This window comes from Methanosarcina sp. UBA411, assembly GCF_002495725.1.
Taxonomy (GTDB): Archaea; Halobacteriota; Methanosarcinia; order Methanosarcinales; family Methanosarcinaceae; genus Methanosarcina.
The window spans coordinates 643-20,759 of record NZ_DAGK01000021.1 but is presented as its reverse complement, the minus strand read 5'-3'; the positions used below and the strand labels follow the sequence as shown (position 1 = coordinate 20,759).

Below are 20,117 nucleotides of genomic sequence, written 5' to 3'. Positions count from 1 at the left end.
CATCCGACCCTTTTTAGACCCTTATATTCTCCTTCTTGAGAATTGTCAGCATTTTCTCCTTAAGCTGTATCAGGTACTCCTCGATATCAGCCTCGCTTTCCAGCATTTTTCCGGACTTGAAAAATGAGATCTTGTTTATTATTCTTGTAGTTCTTTGCGGCACCGGAGATAATGTCGATTTTTCTTCCTGCTCTGCGTCTGGCTTTTCTGGATTGTCAATGCCTTCCCCATAGGGTACTTTCAGCGTTTTTTCCCGAATGGTCTGCCGCCTGAGGTCGATTTTCTTGTAGGCTTCTACGCGGAGATCGTTTATCATAGAGAGCTGGCTCTGCACAAGAGCGCAGTCTTCAGCATCTTCTAGGGTTCTTTCGATCACATTGAAGAGCCCGAGCACTGTTTCCTTGAAATCGTCCGAAAACCCTTCGTCTGAGAGTTCCTTCTCAAGCTCTTTTATAACTGTATCAAGATTTTCTCTTACCTCTTTCTTCTGGGCAGAAAGAGCCTCCTGGATTGAAACTTCTATCTTCTTTTCCAAGATTGGTAGCTGGCGAATCTGTGAGTAAGGCTTTTCTAGGTTAAGGATTGAGTCAATCTCATTAATGGCTGCTTTTGTCTCTCCATCAAGGAACTGGAGGTTTCTGCAGTAATCTTTATGCTTTCTGGTAAGCCTCTTGAAGATTTCAGCCTGGGAACCGTTAAAAAAGCTCTTTACAGGTTCTGCTTCGGCGTGAAGTGCTTCAAACTCGGTTCTCCGGGAAGCGACTGCTCTGAAAAAAGTTGAGGAATCCGAATTCTCGGTCAGTTCCTTCAGGAATTTCCTGTAGGCTTCTATCTGGGGCCTGCCGGGAAAGCTTTTCTCTTCCTTATATCTACCTTTGAGATCATGCAGGTTTGAAAGCTCTTCCTGGAAGATTTCCTTTACCTTTTTGTAAAGCTCTCCTTCTTTTTCTGGCAGGTTTATTTTTTCAAAAAGATCGCTGAGGATTTGCTTTACGGCTTTGAGGTCCTCTTCTCCGGCTTTTTCCCTAATTTCTATGACCAGCTTGTCAGCATCATCTTTCCTTGTCAGGTGCTTTGCGGTAATATCTGCTGCATTGAATAGATATTCGGATTGGTAGCGGAGTTTGAGCTCTTCTCTCTGGTAAAGCGTTGCCACAAGCCCTGAAACCGTCATATCTTTCCAGCCATAGGGTTTTTTCGTGAAATGCTCCTTTAAATCACTTAGAAGAACCCTTCCATTTCTCCCGTGCTTTAGCCGGATGTAATCAAGCATCTCTTTTAAAGCCAGCCTGTTTGTCTCGCTGCCTGTAACCCCAAATTTCTCAAGGTCATCCGAACGCAGGAGCTTTAGCACTTCATTCTCGTTTTCGTAATCCTTTGTGACATATCCGGCTTTGCTGTAGACGTTTTCTATAAGGAGATCGAGCCCTTCTTTTATGCGCTCTTTCGAGCTGGTTTTTCCAGGAGGCACTTCCTTGTTATCAACAAAGACCCTTGAATCCGAGACTCCCTGGACAATCAGCTCTTCTGCTTTTGCTCTTGCGCTTTCGGCATCTTTCTCTTTTGTGAACAGAATATTCTGGATTTCCGTGTTATTCCGGTTTGAAGAGTTCTGCTTGAGGTATTTTTTGATTCTCAGGTAAGACCTGATCTGATCAATTAATTCGTCGTTGGGAATTATGAAAAGAAGGGTATCCGTGGAATCTATATTGCTTAAACTCTCGCCGCTCAGGGACCGCTGGGTGCCTTTCCTGCTATAGTACTGGTCTGAAAGAGGAGTAAGGAACTTGATTGTAAGGTCTGCACCTGATACCGCCTTTATCCTGTCATCAACCGCTTTATTAAATTTGTAATCATTATAGGAAGACGGGCAAATTCCTGATTTTTGCTCATAGAGCATCCCATGGATCTCTTCAAGGATCTGGTAATCTTCGATATCTATCCTTTTGATCTCTCTATTGATATCTTGCTCCTCATTTGTCAGGAAATAATACCTGTCTTCGGACTTGTTTATCAGGGTCTGTCTCTCGAGTTTTTGGAGGGATTCAATAATTCTCTGTTTCAGTTTGACCTTGTCTTCATCAACCGAGGAAATGGAGAGCACTATCAGGTTATCCAGGTTTGGCTCGATCTCCTTTATGTTCCTGATCATGAACAGGACTTCCAGAAGTTCGCAGTCGTTTTCATCAAGTAACTCATTTTTCCAGGCCTGGGAGATCGTCCTTGCTATAATCGGGTCAAGGAAGCCTTCAATCGTCTCATAGAAAGCATGGAAAGGAACTAGCAGCCCTACGTTTTTCTCACAGTAGTTCTCAGTTGACTCCTTGAAAGCTCCAAGGAGGGACCTTTCTCCCTTTGCCAGGTGTTTTCCTGTAAAACCTGTTTCCCTGATCTTGTCAAAGACCTTCTGCACAAGGCTGAACTGGTACGGGACAAAAGGATATACATCTACAAAATCGGCTTCGTTCCTGTAGACCTTTATTTCAGCCCTGTTTGAAAAAGCAAGCAGGTTCCTAAGTATTATCTGTTTTTCAGCATAGTAAGAGGCAAGAAAATCTCTGTATTCTTCTTTCTTCTGCAGGATTCTTTTCTTGATAACCTCATCTACATTTGCACTGGTAAGGCTCAGGCGGGTATTAAAACGCCCCTGAATCTTGGAAAAGTCATTGCCTTTAACATGTTGTTTTGTAATCGTATCAATATCAGCCTGCGAGGTTACAACAACCCAGGCTTTTCCTATTAACTTGGTCCCAAGATCTTCTACAATTGTCTGGAGATTGAGCATCAGCTCGCTGTTTTCTCCTATATACTGACCCACTTCATCCACCAGGAAAATTACCTGATGATTTTCTCCCTTTGATTTACAGTATTGATCGAGCTTATTTGCAAATTTCTCAACGCTGAAAGTATAGCTTGTCCCGTCGCTTTCAAAGAGCCTTGTAGCAGCTTCCCTGCTCATGAAACCGCAGTTTAGAAGGGCTTCTATAATATCGTCCTGCTCAAAACTGTAAGCAACTCTTCTTTCTTCCCAGGATTCTCCGTTTATACGCTTAAATTCAGCTTTAAAAGGTTTATAAAGTTTCTTTTCCTCTAGATCTTCCTCAAGATCTGCGATCCAGAAGACATCTCCCAGATATCCACGCCTATCATTAAAAGCCCTCATGAAGATATTTACAATTTGCTCTTCGCCTTTGTTTACAGTATTTGCTTTTGAATCAATATTAAAGAGAATGACATCTTTAGTGCCTGTATTAATGGCTTTTTCGATATTGGCAAGAATTGCAGGATCTTTAATTTTTTCCCTGAAAAATTCAAGTGCAGTTTTGCCCTGAACTGCTCTATTTTCCAATAAATACGACAGGATTTTGAGGAAATGTGACTTTCCAGAGCCAAAGAACCCTGAAATCCAGACTCCTATTTTATCTGTGGGCTCTTCCATGGCTGCAGTATAATTTCTAAAAAAATTATCAAAATGCTTTAGAGACTCACATGTTACCACATATTCATCAAGTTCAGTATAAACACTACTTTCATCTTCCTTATCGACCTTTATTACCCCATCGATATCTCTTCGGATATCTTTCTCAAATAGGTCTTCTATTTTTATTTCTGCAGCTGTCATGTTTAGCACTCTTACCAGATCTCAATATAATTCGGTAGAAATTTTAATGTATATCTCAAGTTCCTCAAACTTCCTCTCTAAAAGCTTTAAAAATCTCATGATTACATTGCTTCTGGCATCAAGCGGAAAGCCCTATAGTAGTTCTTGGTTTTAAATTCACCAAATAAGCTGAGGTCAAACCCACTGTATTTCCCTGGATAAAACAGTACTAGAGGCTTCTTGCCTGTAATAGAATAAAGATTATTAAGAACTGAATGAGCTCTGACCATTGGCCATGCGTTTCCTACTCCTGTCAGAAAAATAAGGTCGTAATCGACTTTGAGAATCTCGGAAATCTCTTTTTTTATAGCCTCTTGATTAATAATTAATCTTACCTTCTCAAGCAAGGCGTTTGAACCCTTTTTCTTCTCGAACTGAGTCAATTTCTCATCAGTAAGCTTATGATTCAGAACTCTGACACATAGATTATAAAGATTAATTTCAATTATCTTAATTGAGTATTTGCTTTCGAAGACTGAGATAATATTGCTTATTGTGTCTCTAACAAGAAGCTCTTTTTCAGGTTCATAATCAAAAATCCAGTATGGAATCTCGTTTCCTAACCCTTTACATTCCCGAAAATCTGTTGTTGTTATCTTTTCTTTTAAGAGTTCGAGACTCTCTTCAAGTTTCATAATTTTATCGTCCTATCAAAACTATAAATGTATTTCTATTTTAATCTATAAAATTACTACCCTATATTTTAGAATATTTGATTTTATAATATAATAGTTTCATACTTAAAGTACAAAGCTAAGCGCACTTAACATCCTGATTAGGTTCATGTTTTATACAGTTAAAGGTATAACACTGTTGACTTCTTCAGTTCAACTTACAAAATTTACAAAAAAATATATTGTGAGCTGTATATACATTAAAAATAGCTAAAATAAGATAATGAGTGGGCTATCTATTCCAAGAGAACCTTACAACGTAATAGAAACCCTTGAAGGGCTCAAGTTATAATATATACTGATTTTTTAACGAGCTCATCCCAAAACCAATTTTATTCTCAAATCAGTAAAGTTTCAGAACTATTTTTCCACGATCTAAACTCGATTGATTATTCAAAATACGGGATTTAGAGAAGCAATTTTGAGTTTTAGGATCAGCTCAACGATTAAGCAGCCATTACAATAAAGGAGCTGAGAAAATCTCGGGGCTCGCTAATATCTTTAAAATAAAGAAAGCGCGCATTAAGGAATAATTTTTTATTCTTGGGAACGGATACCGGAAACTAGCACGATTATTGGAAGAAAACGGTATTTAAGTAGATAATATATAATATACAGAGAAAAATATTTTAGACTTCAGTTGATTCTCCTTAATAAATAAAGATATATATGCTGGATAAATAAGAAAACATATTGGAGCTAGTTAAATAGCATTCATCCTGAAGTATATAACCCAAACCTCGAGAGGTATGATATATCCAAGAGTCTTCCATATTTAATTAAGAAAATAACAATAGGCTTTAAACTTAGAGTAGACTATCATAAATAAGTTTTGGACTTCACAAAAGTTAACGAATCTTAAGTCCCTCTTCTTAAATATTCATCTTGCTGCAACTCAAAATATATGTAAAAATCAGATAATAAGCAAAAATAATAGTAATAAAAAAGTTTGATGCGAGAGGTGCGATTCGAACGCACGAACTCCTACGAGAATAGGCTCTAAACCTATCGCCTTTGACCTGGCTGGGCAACTCTCGCCTTTTTCTCGAGTCTTCTTAAAACATTTAGTCCTGTATGTTAGACTCTGAACCTGGCGCCTTTGACATTGCTGGCCAATTTTTGCATATTTATGTAGAATTAAAGAACTCCTGAAGATCCAACCAATCCTCAAGAACAGGCTTTAAAAAAATCACAGTTTAATTTTTACTGAATGTATATTTACAAAGTATTTCTGTGTAATTAATCATTAAATTGGGACATTTAATAGCTACGTCCGCATATTTATATTAATTTTAACGATAAAAATGCCTTATTGTTTGAATATTTTTTAAGTTATAAATAAAGAATAGGCCGAAAACCTTTAAGATCAAAATTTGTAGAGTTTTGAGACTTCCAATCGCAGAAATAATAGAAAAATACTTGATATAAAAGTATATCCAAAAAGTGGAAAAAAGATTTTCTGTTTTATGACAGAGAATAGGTTTACTTACATATTGAGTATAGCCCGGCACGGATTCGAACCGAGGTTGCAGGATCCAGAGTCCCACATGATTGACCACTACACTACCGGGCTTCTATGATTTTTCGCTGTGGGGCGCATTTCTTTCGCCCTGAAGCGTATCTTCTAAAGGAAGATTTTGTATAAATACCTTTCGGCTGAAAGGCTCAGAAAATTTAAAAATTAAATAAAAAAGAGGAATAATTAAAAGTTAAATAAAAAGAGAAATTATACTTTTACAGGTTTTCCTCGGGCTGATTGAGAACTGCAGTCCACCACCAGCGGGCCATATCTAAAAGGTCTTTTGAAAACTGACCTGAAAGCCTGTACTCCTTATCTTTTATCGTAATTAACCCTGCTCCGAGCAGTTTGTTGCGCATTGCATAAAATGAGGCACGCCCTATCTGGAGTTCTTCCAGAAGAGTCTTCCATTCGTCAGTTCGTATTGAATTTCCTGCAGCCTGACGCTCTTCTATTATTGTCAGAAACTTTTGACCTCTAACAGCAGTAGCGTCTTCTTGAAAAATACGTCGCATAAGGGTATAGTATGGATCTCTCGAATGGCTTATGCGGGTATTGGCATCCGATCTTATGACAATAGTCGTTGCCGTTCTGGGGGCGTTTTTAACGAGTGACATTATTCATCAGACAGTTAGGTGTAGTAGTAAACTTCTCAAGTCGTAAATTCAGCAGATGTCTTGGGTGAAGTTACAATCTTCATGAGCAAGTCTATATATTCTTCTCTCAAGAGGTAAACCATTGGAGTCTTATAGGATTCTTTATGCGCCCTTAAAATTCCAAGTTTTGAATGGATATACCCGACCATAGATGCAACCGTATTCCTTGATACATTATACTTATTCGTAAGCATTTCATGCAGCTCATCAATAGTCGCTTTTTTCACCTTGATAAAAATACACAAGATTGCCCTTCGATATCCACTGGAATCAACTTCAAGAAATTTTTCTAGTCTGGATTTAATTTTAGCTCGGATGGATACCATTGATTACCACCTTTACTGATGTAGTAAAATATGTAAGTTATAGCTCTATATATAGATTTTTAAATTTATTCGTTCTGATGTGGATGGATACAAAAAATTGATATCCATTAGACAATTTCTTTTACTTCAAAACCAGTTTTTTGTATGCATATATACTCTTTCTCTGATATATTGATTTTTATATTATGCACGTGCTGGAGATATTTTAAATATTTTTTTAAAATCTTTCGTTGTAAACATTGAAACTTTACCTTTTTATTTAAAATTTTATATTTAATAATATCTTTATGCTTCTATAAATAGTAAATATTCATTTTCTGAGGAAAACTTTGAATACTTTTACAATATATTTACTTAACCACACCATTATTTTCTTGTAACAATATATGAACTTTACGTTTAATTCACTAAAACAGCTAGTTTTTACTTAAATTAAAAGTAAAAACCTCAATTTTCCGAATTTTGATTAGAGCTCTGAAATTAACAGATTAGCCGGACCATAAAATTCTTCCTAAAAGTTTAGTCGATTTATAATTTTTTTCATTTCCATATTTTTCAAATAATTACAATTTTGTTGCTGACCTTTAAATGTCTATTTTTCATAAATCTTGTGGCATCTTCTTGTAAGTATTAAAATTTCAGAACAAGACAGAAAGTCTCAGAGCCAAAAGTAAAGAGATTCTGAATAAAGATGGAAGAGATTAGATGGAAGACTGGGAGCTAAAACACAGGTCTCTTTGAAGCTGAAAGCCTTTCATAAAAAGGGATTATTATTAATAGGTTTATATCCTTTACAAAGAAAGAGAGTTAGAAATAAGGTAAGGCTAGGAAACCAATAGAGTCGACCCTCTCAACCTCATCCAGGAGCGGATAAAATGGAATACAGCTATGACTTGAAAGGGAATAATTTATACATTGGAGAAAATCAAATACATGCTTACAGCCTGGAAGAAAATGAGATAGGCAATTGTACCTGTTGTGATTCCATACTTATGAGCCTCAGCTATCATGCTGCAGAAGAAAGAACAGTGGTAGTAACAAAATGCATCTCTTGTGGAGCTTTTTATGCAAATATCTATGACTCAGAATGGAATTGGGTAGATGAAATTCAGGTCTCCCTGCTTCCAATTCCAATTCCTATAAGCAGTCAGGTAATTGACGACTGGAAAGGGCTTGAGTCAATTCCCATGAAAAAGCTTGAAGCTGTCTTCTCCAGAGGAGAAATTGAAGCTCTTTTTGCTAGGGCAAAAGATGAAACTCCCACCCGTCAGTATCTATATAGAGCCCGGAAAAAATACAAACTTTTTGAAGAAATATTTGATCTTGAACTGGCATTATAATTTAGTTACAGATTATTACCATTTCTCTAACACCTTTGAAATAACTAGGGACTTTAATTGGGGATTTGTTATACGTCACTATATAATAATACGCATAAATAAATAATATTATTTAGCCAAATATATATAATTTATATCATTTAATGAAATTTATTAAAAGATAAATAATAAATTTAGATATTATTAATATATATTTAATAATTTTTAAAATATATTACAAATTATATAACAAATGAATTGTATTTATTTATTAGCCGAAGTATAAATAAATACTTTTCACATACATTTTATATATTACCAAACTCTTCGACTAAATGAGATATATGAATATTAAATTATACATTTGAGTAAAATTTGTCAAACGATTCGCCTATATTTTTTCAGTGATATAATATATGACAAGTCTATACTAGAGAGATTAAAAAACATTTTATAAATATAGCTCCATAAAACGCAAGCAGATATTAGTATATTATATATTATAAATACCAAAAATTATAATTAAAAATATAGATTCGAAAAAGCGGAGAGATTGTCAGTTTATTTCATAAAAAATAACTTGTTCGGACAAGCTTTTACATATTGGCATGTTTTTCTTAAAATTCCTGCCCGGAAATTTTTATCTGAGTGAACAAAACATCACGTTTGTAATAAAATCGTAAAATTAAATAACCCCTGCGCATAATATAAAAAATTATTGTATTCTTTTATCTCTTGAACTTTTAAGTGGGTTCAATACATCTAAATTACAAATTTATTCTAGTATAATATAAGAATAGATTTGAGAATTTCTGCAGAATGAGATTTAGACTCCTATTTTGTCAAGTCATTTATTACAAAGACTATATGAATATGGTATATTTGGCCGACAACCGCCTTATTAAAGATATAAAGTTGTGAAAGAAAAAAGATGATGAATACAAAAAGTATTCATACATATATAATATAAGAATATATGTAGCTTTTTTCGCACCCAATATTAAAGTTGAATATTTAAATAAAAACAAGGAATTTTCTCTATTTATTAAAGCTTTAACAAATAATTATCCTCTCGACGAATTTTTACCTATGTGTTTTTGCCAAAAATTAAATTTATTAGTCTACCCAATTTGCTTAAAAAATTAGTATATAAATATAGGGCTATAAAAAGAATTTATGGGGAAATAATATCAAATATATAATATTAAATAAATATTTTTAAAAGTACTTAGAACTAAAGTGATCATTTAGGTGAATAAATTCGTTTTTGGAGTAACTGTTATTTATAGATTATTTTTTACATACATTATAAACAATAATATTTGGATGTGAATTACAAAAAGATATTGACCTGTTATATTATAAAAGATATACCATTTAATAGGAATTTATTTTTGACATTGTTAATATACATATCTAATTTAAGTATATAATATATTAGATGGCACATTTTTGATAAACTAACTGAGTACTAAATAAAATATATTTTGATAAAGAGTTCTAAGAATCTATAAAAATAGTATTAATTAATTGATAAATTGATTAACTATACAAGAAATATACAATAAAATATATTTATGAGTTAGTTTATTTTAATAGATGATATGAATGCATGTTTTATTATGAAGAATATATAAGGTATTATCTATAGTTTTTAGGATGTAACATTATAATATGCCATGACATATCACAAACACATATTATAAAAATATGGAATAAAATATATTCAATTTTGGATGTATTATTACATTAACTCCCAGAATTTAGCATATTATCTATGAAAGATAATATAACAAATAGTAGTATGAAGTATTATATAATCTATTAATCATATAGACTTTATAGATATGATAAATAAAAGTTATTAACTAATAGTATACTATTTAAAAAAATAATCAATATATCAAATGAAAAAAACTATATGTGGTATGTTAAATATCTAATTTATATATACAAATGCTCCATTAATATTTGATTATATTTATAAAATAATACTAGCTCTGCTTCATATAGACTCTCCATAATGAAAACTAGATAAAACAACTATCTCCATAATATGGAAATTGATTTCTTTATATAATTTGTTAAGCCTAAAAGTAGCCAAAATGTTATATCAAAAAACTTAAAATATAACTTAATTAAGAGTAAGTTAACTTATTCATAAAAAATGAACTAAATATAACGCAAATTACATAGTATAGTTATTTAGAAACTCATTAAATGTATGCATCATACTCATAAATTTATCAATACTACTAACAAGATAATTTTTATTATTATAAATGATGGGCTCCGTTATGCTTGAAAAAGTAGACTTCTCCAAGACAATAGCAGTTTCCGAATATAAGAAAAGCGAGAAAGTACTTAAATATAAGATCGGAGAACTGCAGCGGAAAGCCTGGGACTTAAAAATACCTGTTATTCTCGTTTTCGAAGGCTGGCACGTCTCAGGAATGGCCGAAGATATAAACCGATTTATTCTTTCGCTGGACCCCAGAGGATATAGTTTCCACACAATGATTAGACCCTGTTATGAAGAACACCTCAAGCCTTTTATTGTACGTTTCTGGTCCAGGAGTCCTGTCAAAGGAAATATTGCAATTTTTGACAGGAGTTGGTATAGCAGGTCAATAATAGAGTGCCTAGGAAAGGAAAAATCCGAGGAAGAAATGGAAAAATGCCTGGAAGAAATAAACTATTTTGAGCGGCAGCTTGCCGATGATGGCTATCTTATTATTAAATTTTTCCTTCATATAAGCGAAAAAGAACATAAAGAGCGTTTTAAAAATCTCGACAAAGATGACCTTCGATTCATATTTGAAGAATACGAGAAGGAAGCAAGACAGGATCTTGATTTTATCCATAATTATAACGAGTACCTGCCATTTGTCGAGAAGCTGCTGGAAAAGACAGACATGCCTCATGCGCCATGGACAATCGTGGAAGCTAATGACAGAAACTTTGCGACTATAAAGATCATGATGACGGCAATCCATGAAATTGAAGCCTCTATTGAACAGGCAACCAGAACCCTATCTGAAAAAACCCTTAAATATCTGGATCTAGAAGCAAAAGGAATTCTGCAGCTTAACAGTTCCATTCTGGATAACATTGACCTTTCTAAAAAAATGGATGTCGATGAGTATAAGAAATCGAAAAAGTTATACCAGCAAAAGCTTGCAGCCCTACAGTACGAGTTATTCAAGAAAAAGCGTGCCTTGGTTGTGGTCTTTGAAGGCTGGGATGCTGCCGGCAAAGGAGGAGATATCTACCGCCTTGTAGAAAATCTTAATCCCAGGCTCTATAGAGTATTTCCTGTAGGCTCACCAAATGACGTAGAAAGAACCCATCATTACCTCTGGCGCTTCTGTGAAGCAATCCCTAAAGCTGGTCATATAACAATTTTCGATCGGAGCTGGTATGGCCGTGTCATGGTAGAAAGAATTGAAGGTTTCTGCAATGAGGAAGAATGGAAAAGAGCTTACAGAGAGATTAATGAATTTGAAGAAATCCTGACACGGTCAGGAGTAATTGTACTCAAATTCTGGCTTCATATTGATAAGGAAACTCAACTGAAGCGTTTTAACAACAGGCAATTTGACCCGGAAAAAAAATGGAAAATTACAGCCGAAGACTGGAGAAACCGGGGCCGATGGGATGATTATAAAATAGCAGCTGAAGAGATGCTCCAGAAAACAAGTACAACAAATGCCCAGTGGATTATTGTAGAATCAAACGACAAACGATACTCTAGAATCAAAGTCCTGAAAAGTGCTACTGAGGCCCTTGAAAAGGAGCTGAAAAAATAATATTATATTAACATGTGTTACTTATATTAACATATGATACTCAAAATTTTACTTTGAATCTTCAAGGTCAGATAGAGAACCTGAAGCAGACTTGAGTCTTTCCGAATTGTTTTGAAGCTTTAGAGGACTTTTTATAACATTCTTCTCCAACCTATGCCGAGAAAGAACGATCTCAATGTCCCTTTCCAGATCCATTTCGTCGAAAGGTTTCACAATACATCCATATCCCGTATTCCAGATCTGTTCGAGAATTTTACGGTCTGAGCAAGCTGTAAGATAAAGAACTGGAATATCAAGCCGGGTTATTATCTCTTTTGATGCTTCTATACCATTCAGATTACCTTTTAACATAATATCCATAAGCACAAGGTCAGGTCGAGTGCTTTCAGCCTTGCTAATGGCCTCCTCCCCGGATGAAGCTATACCTGTAACAGCATATCCTAAATTCTTCAGCATTATCCGTATTCCCATTGAAACAATATGTTCGTCCTCAACAACCAGAATTCTTCCTTTTACCATTATTATTACACCTTTGTTCATCCTCAAAGAGCAGGTTTGAAACAGGTTTCTTCTTCATATAAAGCTTAAATTCCTCCAATCTGTCAATGAAGTTACAGGCTAGAAGCAATTGAATATATTTTGCCCTGAGTATTTGACCCTAAGTATATTTGATCCTTAAATAAGAAAATTAAATTCAATAGTTATTTTATAGTTGTTGTATTTCAATGGTAATTTTCAAATCCAATAGAGAAGGCAATTTTCTATGATGCGTTCCTCACAGAACCCTATATAAATTAAGATATATAACCCACGCCATATGGTGCTTACAAAAGAATAGGAAATTAAAGCTGACACTGTCCATGACAAAAGGGAAGAACTTTGTCCTGGCGTAAGGGATATTTTGATTCAATTGAAAATTTCAACCGCACTGTCAAAAAAATAATTCGCTAAATATTCATTGAAATACCCTGATCTTAACCTCAGTAAAATCAAACAGGGATGAATAAATTAGTATGTGGAAAAAAAGGCTGGTAATAAATAATTAGGAAAAGGAACAGGAATAATAAGGGGTTTCTTGTACCTCGTAAAGAAAAAGAGGTAAACTTTGGCGTTCTGGATAATTTTCAGGGTTTTTTGAAAATATCTTGGAAAACAATTTTCTCCTGAAAAGATCTGAAGCTTTTTCTTCTGACCCTTCTTGCTTTCCTTTTTCTTTTCTTCTGATCATTCTGGATTTTCGTTTTCCCTGAGTGATTCCGATTTTTCTTTTCTGTACCTTTGCAGGGCTACCTCAATGCTGCTATACAGATCTTTCTCATCAAAGGGTTTTATAATATAACCAAAAGGTTCGGTTCTCTTAGCTCTCTCAAGAATCTTGCTATCAGAATAAGCGGTCAGGTAAACAACCGGAATATTAAACATTTCCTTTATTCCCATTGCAGCTTCTACGCCGTCCATATCACCTTTTAACATGATATCCATAAGCACGACATCAGGGAAAGTACTCTCTGCCTTGCTTATAGCATCTTCTCCGGATGAAGCTATACCGGTAACCGTGTACCCCAAACTCTTTAACATTTTCTTTATTCCCATTGCAACAATATGCTCATCCTCAACAACCAGAATTCTGCCTTCTGCCTTTTTTCTTCCTTCCGCCATTTTCGCACCTTATTTATTTTTCATCTCCTGAAAAAACTAATCTCGAATCCTGTTCCCCTGCTTCGGTCAAGTTTAATTTCTCCTTCAATCTGATCCACAAGTGTTGTCACCAGCTGTAGTCCCAGGGAAGTTGTATTCCAAATATCCAGTTTCTCAGGGAATCCCTTACCATTATCTTTTACTATAAGGGTTAACCTCTCTTCTTTATTCCGATCTGTACCATTAAGGTCATTACTTTCATTATTTTGGTGGCTGACTTTTCCATTTTCAGAAGTAACAGCGTCCTTTCCCTGCCACATAAAGTATTCTTTACTTCTGCGTAGCTCAATATAAATTTCTCCTTCCCTTTCTCCGTCGGTAAAGGCGTGTTTCAGGGAATTTGAGACTAGCTCATTGACAATTATTCCCAAGGGAACGGCCGTATCCATTCCCAAGAAAACCTTTTCGACATCCAGCTTCAAGCTCACTTTTTCGCTATCCAGAGAGTAAGAATGAAACAGATAATCTGCAAGATTCTTAATGTAATCCGCAAAGTCCACACTTACCATATCCTCGGACTGGTAAAGTTTTTCGTGGACAAGAGCCATTGATTTGACCCTGTTCTGGCTGTTCCTGAAAGCCTCAATCACATCCCTGTCCGTAAAATTTCCAGACTCAAGATATAAAAGCATGGAAATTACCTGTAAATTATTCTTGATGCGGTGGTGGATTTCTTTTTTGCGAATTTCCTCCATCTGGAGAAGCGCATCCTCGGCTTTTTTATGTTCGGTTATGTCCAGAATAATGCCCTGAAGATGGATTTCCCCATTCTCATTGCGCTGGATAACTGTCCTTTCGTCAACCCAGCGGACTTCTCCGGATTTTGTGAGAATCCGATATTCTGAGGTATAATCCGTGCAGCCAGCCTCAACATTCATCTTAAGTTCGGCAGCCATCTTTTCCACGTCTTCGGGGTGCACAATATTTCCGTAAAGAAGCCTATTAGAAGTAAAATCCTCCACTTCGTAACCCAATCGAGTAATATTTTCCGAAACAAATTCGGCAGGCCACATGGGCTGATATTTCCATAAAAAAACGATTACAGGACTTGTATTGACAACCCTTTCCATATCCTCTTTAAGCCTGTTAGATCGCTCAAGTTCTTTTGCATAGTCCAGAAGGGCTTTTTCCGCCTCTTTACGCTGGGTTGTAATCATATCAAGAGCCTGGCGCGTCTCTTCAATCCCATCCGTAAGCAGCTTGAAATCGCCTTTCCCATGGATACTGATCTGCTGCTTAAAATTGTTCTGTTGAAATGCAGTAAGAACTGCGTTTGAATCATCGATAATACTATTCAAAGTTTCGGAGAATTTGTCAAGGGTATTTCCGAGTTCTCTGAACTCCCCCTGTACGTTCACATTGACTCTGGCTTTTAATTCTCCTTCTGCAAGCGCATTGGTTACTCGTATAGTTTCTCTTACAGGCACAATTACAGCTTTAAGGATTTCATTCAGGCCAGTAGGGATTTCCCTGAAGTCTCTTTCCACATCCGTATCTGCCCTGACATCAAGCTTCCCTTTAACTGCATTCTGGGCAATATTCTTGAAATCCTGAACGATTTCATCTATTGGTCTTGTGATAGAAAGGGCAATCATATATGCAAGGCCAGCCATGAAGAGAATTGAAATTGCAGAAATGACCAGAAGCTTGGTCCGAAGATCAACAACGCCTGCAAGCATTTCTTCTTTCGGAATTACGAGCACAAAGGCAAGATTCCCGGTTTGCACAGGTTCATAGAACATTACAACAGGTTTGCCTGTGGTAGGGTCCCTGACCTCGATATATCCACCGGTTCCATTTTTTACATCATTTGCTGCTCTGACTATCTCTTTCGAGTTAAAGTCATAGAGGCTTTTTTTCCCAATCCATTCCTTGTGTGTAGGGTGAGAAAGCAAGACGCCTGTGTTGCTTACCATGAAGGCATATCCAGTATCAAAAGCCTTGACCTTACCCACTACTTCATCCATATACTCCAGAGGAACATCAACTCCCCCTATCCCTACGAACTTCCCGTCCTTGAAAATCGGGGAAACGTGGCTGACTATAAATATGCCTTCATAAAAATAAGGCTCTGTTAAGACGTCTTCTCCTCTGGCTTTGGGCAGCTGGTAATAATCCGAAGAATCATAACGAAGAAGGGATTCAACTTTAACATTGCCTTCGATCTTATTACAATAAGGGACGAATCTGCCTGTTGCATCGTGCCCGGAGGTATTGACATATTCCGCATCTCTGCCGTCAAAAGCATTTGGCTCGTATCCGACATAAACCCCAATCAGGTTCGGATTTTTTTCAAGGATGTTCTCAATGATGCCGATCACTTCAGTCCTGTTAGAAGCCTCATAGTTTTCCATCGTAAGGGCAAGAGTCTTTGCAATTGCACTGTTAGCTTTCATATCGGCATCAAACTGGTTTGCATAATTGCTTGCCATTTCAATTGATTTCTGGTAAGCCAGCTTTTCTTCCTGGGAAGTGACCGTACTGATGATCACAGCCGTAGAGACTGCAAGAACAAGAAAAACCCCAACAACGATATAGATAACTAGCTTTGATTTCAGGGGAAAGTCTTTAAATCTCATAGTATACTCCAGCCAGTTATAAAAGAGAGGTAGGAAGCCTATTCCTTTTTTGCCTTAAAATACTAGCAGGCTTCAGATTTTAATTATTTCTTGAGATAATTTTTTATAGTGCATGAAGAGCTCCCTGCCCCAGTGAAGAGCGCTTACATCGAAACTCATTACTTTCCTATGGTCATATTTTCCATGCTTGTCAAAAAGGCAGAGATACATGAACTTTTCAGTAACAGCAATTGTCGGCAGCTGCATATTTTCCTCGCAGACCTTAAAAACTGTGTTCTCGGAATTGAGCAGGATTTCGAGTTCATCCTTGCAATCGTTTTTGAGTCTCTCAAATACAGCTTTTGTAAGCACGATTTCCATTTCAACTCCGTTTTTTGCAAGCCTTGAGTAAAGTGATGGATAAAGAGGATGATAATAAGAAAGTGAACTCAGAATGCATCTGGATTTTAGAAGGTTCTCAGTAAACTCCCTTGGGAGGTCGAACAGGTGGTTCAGGTCAGGTTCGATTACCATGCATTCCCCCAGTTCTCCAAGCCTCATAAAATGTTCATGCGGTATGACACTTGTATCCCGGCTTGCCCAGTATTCCTTATTTTCCTCGAGAACCTCAAGTGTGTTCAGGAGAGGAAGCATATTTCCAACGACAAGCTTTCCAATCTCCGAAAGCATATAAGTGTCCTCTTCCTGGAGGATCAAGCCCTGTTTTTTAAGGATTTTAATCTGAGGCATCATTGCCTTTGAGGTCACATTAAGAGAAGTTTTTATTTGCTCAATGTTCCTCGAACCTTCCATAAGCAAGAGAAGGAGATTTTTCCTTTTTTCAGAAAGCCAGATGGTGTCACATAAAGATGAACTCATTGCTATTTCATATTTATTGGAAATACTTTTATTAAAAGATTATGTTTGATAACAAATATATTTAAGAATCTTGATATTAGAAAAAGTTTTGAGCCTTGGTAAATCCCGAATGAAAATTTTTAATGGCATTAAAAAATCACTTTACTTTAGAACCTGCATACAGCTCTTTCTTTTGCCTGAAACTTTTGCAAGAGCCACGCGGATCGGGCTATATATTATTGAAGCCATTGATAAATCACTTACCAGTAAAGTAAATCCAATATAAGAAAATTGCCTGAAAGAATAACAGATATTTCTGAGAAGGCAAATAACCGAGTAAAAATGGCGTGAAAAATTGGTTAAAGTGGCCGCTAAAATAATTAAAAATGGCGCGAAAAAACTGGTAAATGTGGCCACTAAAATAATTAAAAGATAGAAACAAAAATGGCACAAAAAAGAACTAAAAAGCAAAAATGTTAAAGACTATTTGCATCCTCCATAAAAAATTAAGGAGCATTACGTGAGGTAAGTCAGTTGTATATAAAAATATGATTGGAACTCACGGGACCTGAAAAAACTAAAAAGGAAAAACTTCAGGCTTAATACCTGGAAATTTTCTCTGCTCCGAACCCCAGCAAATGCATTAAAAAGGTACCAGAGCTGTGGCATGTGGGAAATGCCATAGCTTTTGGGTGCCTCCGAAACCAGATTTCGTTTTCACAAGATTAATAGAAATTTTTTCAATACTTTAGATTTTTTCCTTATATTTTAATCTCTCTTTTGGTAAACCCAACCTGCAGATAACTTAAAATTCAAAGATTTACCAAGAAAGGAAACATGTTAGTTTTGAAGTTTTCATAACCTTCCATCAATAAGAAAAACAAAAATAAGAAACCCTAATTTAAAAATGCTAAATATAAACAACAATTCTCAGGCAGGGTTATCGTCTCTAATATGACTCTACAATTGTTTTATTTTACGAAAATTGCCTACTTGATAAGCTATTTTTTCTCCTAACGCCGACCGTAAAAAATATAGTAAAAAATATAATAGCTGTCGAAGCTACAAGGATCAGAAGCACCAAGCACAATATAGAAAATTACTTTGGTTCTCATAGAGTATTATCGCAAATTGTTATATCTCATATCCGGCTAGGTAAGATCTAGCCACGTAAGGTTATTTTTTCGTAGAATAGAAAGTAGTAAAATGGTTTTAGTTCATTGAGAATAAAAATAGATATGAGGCCACAGGATTGCTGTATCTCGATATATCATCCTGTAGTCTCACATTTCCTGCGAACCCTTTTTGCACCCTAATATGAACTCGTGATTTGAAAATATTGATTGACTCACAGACTGATCAGGGTTTCAATAAAGGGAAACAGCATAAATTTACGCGAACTTAAATTAGTACATTTAACATAGGTCTTTAACTCAAAACTATTATATTATGGATTCGTTTGATAAGGAATTGTCCATCTCTAAAGCTGCCCTTCTCTCGTTCTGAGAATAATACCACAGTGGAACATAAAGGGCAAGCACTACGAAACCAACTATTGTTGAAGTCCAGCCTACTTCAAGACTGTTCAGGTATACTATTCCAATAAGACATAGAGGCAGGTTAAATAACCCAAAGAAAAGGGCTACATATTGCCAGCCTCTAGGAGCTTTGAACGGTCTTTCAAGTTTTGAGAACTTTGGATCAACTTTTGCCTTCGCATATGCAAGCAAACTTATCCCGTTAGCGCAGACATAACCTATTGCTGATGCAGCAAGTATAGCTGAAGGGGTTCCCAGGAAGATGAAGCCCGTATTCAAGAGTGCAATGAAAATCATTGCATTGATAGGAGTTCCATGCTCATTCATTTTTCCAAAGAACTTTGGCAGATTTCCTTCTTCAGCCATGGAGTACATAGCCCTTGAAGCTCCGAGAAAGCCAGTCTGGATAATGAGGACCATTGCCGCAATTAACATGAAGATTGTGAGAGCACCACCTATGGGACCAAGGGTCATCCGAGCCATAGGCAGCATAGGAGAGAAGGGTTCGGCCAGTATTCCTGTAATTCCAAGGGTTCCGGTACAAGCTGACTGGACAAGAATAAAGGTTATGAGGCAGATAGTACCGCAGATAAAGAGGGCTTTTGGGACATCTGATTTAGGCTGCTTATATTCAGGCCCGTAAATTGCTGCAGTTTCCCAAGCGCAGGCACTCCACTGAGCCATTGCAAAAAGCCCGAGCAGGATCAGGATATGGTGTAGATCCCAGCTCCAATCTGTGGGAAGCCAGGCGCCGGTAATATTGCTAATCTCAAAATGCCCGGTTACAAAGGGAGCCAGAGAAATTATAATAAGCGGGGCAAGGGAAATTACTGCAAGGATATACCCGAGCGTTGCTCCGTTCGAAAGCCCACGATAATTGACCATAATAAGAAGCACGACTACAACTGCACCAGACGCGAGATAAATTGCGATGTCAGGCACGCCTGCAAATGCAGGAACCAGACTTTTAAGATAGCTTCCGATCAGGATTGAATAAATTGCAAGAACCGGATTCCAAGCAAACCAGTAGCTCCAGGCGCTGAAACCTCCAAGCAATTTGCTCAGATCATATCGTTTATTTTTATCGCTGCCTCCAAAAACACTCTGAGCATACCCGGGAAGGCCGGACGCTTTCGGGAACATTGTAGCAAGCTCCCCGTAGGCAAAATTTTGCATGAAACCCTGAAAGACAGATAACGCCCAGATAATAATTGCAGCAGCCCATACATAATTTGCAAAGTAACCTATGGACGGGAGTATAAGCATGGGGACACCAAGGGCAATCGCAAGTCCCTGCTTCCAATCAATTGTTCGCTGGAGCCCTCCGTTTTCACTGTTTTCGTTGCTCACTTTAAAGCACACTCCTATAATTAATATAAAATGATAATTGACGATTCGCACAGCTCTTACAACACAAATCGATCCATAAAAGCCTGCAAACGGAAAAAGCGGGAAAAATTCGAACAAAATCTAGCTCATTCTCAGAATATTTTCAAGAAAT

Annotated in this window: 12 protein-coding genes and 2 tRNA genes; 3 read left to right on the top strand and 11 right to left on the bottom strand. The window is 36.4% G+C overall.

Features of this window, described 5'->3' with window-relative positions; genetic code table 11:
* Positions 1-13 precede the first annotated feature (13 nt).
* The 6 genes from brxC to BP861_RS08035 all read right to left on the bottom strand — a co-directional run bounded on the left by brxC (position 14) and on the right by BP861_RS08035 (position 6,836).
* Positions 14-3,622: a BREX system P-loop protein BrxC gene (gene brxC / locus BP861_RS08060; RefSeq protein WP_292374247.1), complete on the bottom strand. Its 3,609-nt coding sequence runs from the start codon at positions 3,620-3,622 to the stop codon at positions 14-16.
* Between the two features lie 101 nt (positions 3,623-3,723).
* A complete protein-coding gene (locus tag BP861_RS08055; RefSeq protein ID WP_292374245.1) occupies positions 3,724-4,296 on the bottom strand; it encodes a DUF1788 domain-containing protein in 573 nt (190 codons plus the stop codon).
* A 992-nt stretch (positions 4,297-5,288) separates the two neighbouring features.
* Positions 5,289-5,373, bottom strand: a tRNA-Leu gene (locus BP861_RS08050).
* Positions 5,374-5,835: 462 nt separating this feature from the next.
* A tRNA-Gln gene (locus BP861_RS08045) sits at positions 5,836-5,908 on the bottom strand.
* 161 nt (positions 5,909-6,069) lie between these two features.
* Positions 6,070-6,471, bottom strand: a complete 402-nt coding sequence (locus BP861_RS08040; protein WP_292374243.1) for a hypothetical protein — start codon at positions 6,469-6,471, stop codon at positions 6,070-6,072.
* Positions 6,472-6,506: 35 nt separating this feature from the next.
* Positions 6,507-6,836, bottom strand: coding sequence for a DUF2551 domain-containing protein (locus BP861_RS08035; protein WP_292374242.1), 330 nt, complete (start codon positions 6,834-6,836; stop codon positions 6,507-6,509).
* A gap of 875 nt (positions 6,837-7,711) precedes the next feature.
* Between BP861_RS08035 and BP861_RS08030 the strand changes: the two genes are divergently transcribed.
* Positions 7,712-8,176, top strand: coding sequence for a hypothetical protein (locus BP861_RS08030; RefSeq protein WP_292374240.1), 465 nt, complete (start codon positions 7,712-7,714; stop codon positions 8,174-8,176).
* Positions 8,177-10,452: 2,276 nt separating this feature from the next.
* Entirely contained in the window at positions 10,453-11,964 is a 1,512-nt protein-coding gene (pap, locus tag BP861_RS08025) for a polyphosphate:AMP phosphotransferase (protein WP_292374238.1), read from the top strand.
* Positions 11,965-12,012: 48 nt separating this feature from the next.
* Here the strand turns inward: pap and BP861_RS08020 are convergent, their stop codons facing one another.
* The 4 genes from BP861_RS08020 to BP861_RS08005 form a co-directional block, all read right to left on the bottom strand.
* Positions 12,013-12,483, bottom strand: coding sequence for a response regulator (locus BP861_RS08020; protein ID WP_292374236.1), 471 nt, complete (start codon positions 12,481-12,483; stop codon positions 12,013-12,015).
* A 705-nt stretch (positions 12,484-13,188) separates the two neighbouring features.
* Positions 13,189-13,623, bottom strand: a complete 435-nt coding sequence (locus tag BP861_RS08015) for a response regulator (protein WP_292374234.1) — start codon at positions 13,621-13,623, stop codon at positions 13,189-13,191.
* Between the two features lie 20 nt (positions 13,624-13,643).
* Complete coding sequence (locus BP861_RS08010; protein WP_292374232.1) at positions 13,644-16,241, bottom strand: histidine kinase dimerization/phosphoacceptor domain -containing protein; 2,598 nt, start codon at positions 16,239-16,241, stop codon at positions 13,644-13,646.
* A 72-nt stretch (positions 16,242-16,313) separates the two neighbouring features.
* On the bottom strand, positions 16,314-17,099 hold the full coding sequence (locus tag BP861_RS08005) for a helix-turn-helix transcriptional regulator (protein ID WP_292374230.1): 786 nt from the start codon (positions 17,097-17,099) through the stop codon (positions 16,314-16,316).
* Between the two features lie 70 nt (positions 17,100-17,169).
* Here BP861_RS08005 and BP861_RS08000 point away from each other — a divergent pair, with 70 nt between their 5' ends.
* Positions 17,170-17,364 (top strand): hypothetical protein, encoded by a 195-nt coding sequence (locus BP861_RS08000; protein ID WP_292374228.1) that lies wholly within the window; start codon positions 17,170-17,172, stop codon positions 17,362-17,364.
* Between the two features lie 1,156 nt (positions 17,365-18,520).
* Here BP861_RS08000 and BP861_RS07995 read toward each other — a convergent pair.
* Positions 18,521-19,966, bottom strand: a complete 1,446-nt coding sequence (locus BP861_RS07995; protein WP_292374226.1) for an APC family permease — start codon at positions 19,964-19,966, stop codon at positions 18,521-18,523.
* Positions 19,967-20,117 lie beyond the last annotated feature (151 nt).

Bases quoted from the DNA above. Each gene is read 5' to 3' on its own strand.
- brxC (WP_292374247.1), bottom strand. From the start codon at position 3,622: ATGACAGCTGCAGAAATAAAAATAGAAGACCTATTTGAGAAAGATATC.
- BP861_RS08040 (WP_292374243.1), bottom strand. From the start codon at position 6,471: ATGTCACTCGTTAAAAACGCCCCCAGAACGGCAACGACTATTGTCATA.
- BP861_RS08005 (WP_292374230.1), bottom strand. From the start codon at position 17,099: ATGAGTTCATCTTTATGTGACACCATCTGGCTTTCTGAAAAAAGGAAA.
- BP861_RS08055 (WP_292374245.1), bottom strand. From the start codon at position 4,296: ATGAAACTTGAAGAGAGTCTCGAACTCTTAAAAGAAAAGATAACAACA.
- BP861_RS08010 (WP_292374232.1), bottom strand. From the start codon at position 16,241: ATGAGATTTAAAGACTTTCCCCTGAAATCAAAGCTAGTTATCTATATC.
- BP861_RS08015 (WP_292374234.1), bottom strand. From the start codon at position 13,623: ATGGCGGAAGGAAGAAAAAAGGCAGAAGGCAGAATTCTGGTTGTTGAG.
- BP861_RS08030 (WP_292374240.1), top strand. From the start codon at position 7,712: ATGGAATACAGCTATGACTTGAAAGGGAATAATTTATACATTGGAGAA.
- BP861_RS08020 (WP_292374236.1), bottom strand. From the start codon at position 12,483: ATGGTAAAAGGAAGAATTCTGGTTGTTGAGGACGAACATATTGTTTCA.
- pap (WP_292374238.1), top strand. From the start codon at position 10,453: ATGCTTGAAAAAGTAGACTTCTCCAAGACAATAGCAGTTTCCGAATAT.
- BP861_RS08035 (WP_292374242.1), bottom strand. From the start codon at position 6,836: ATGGTATCCATCCGAGCTAAAATTAAATCCAGACTAGAAAAATTTCTT.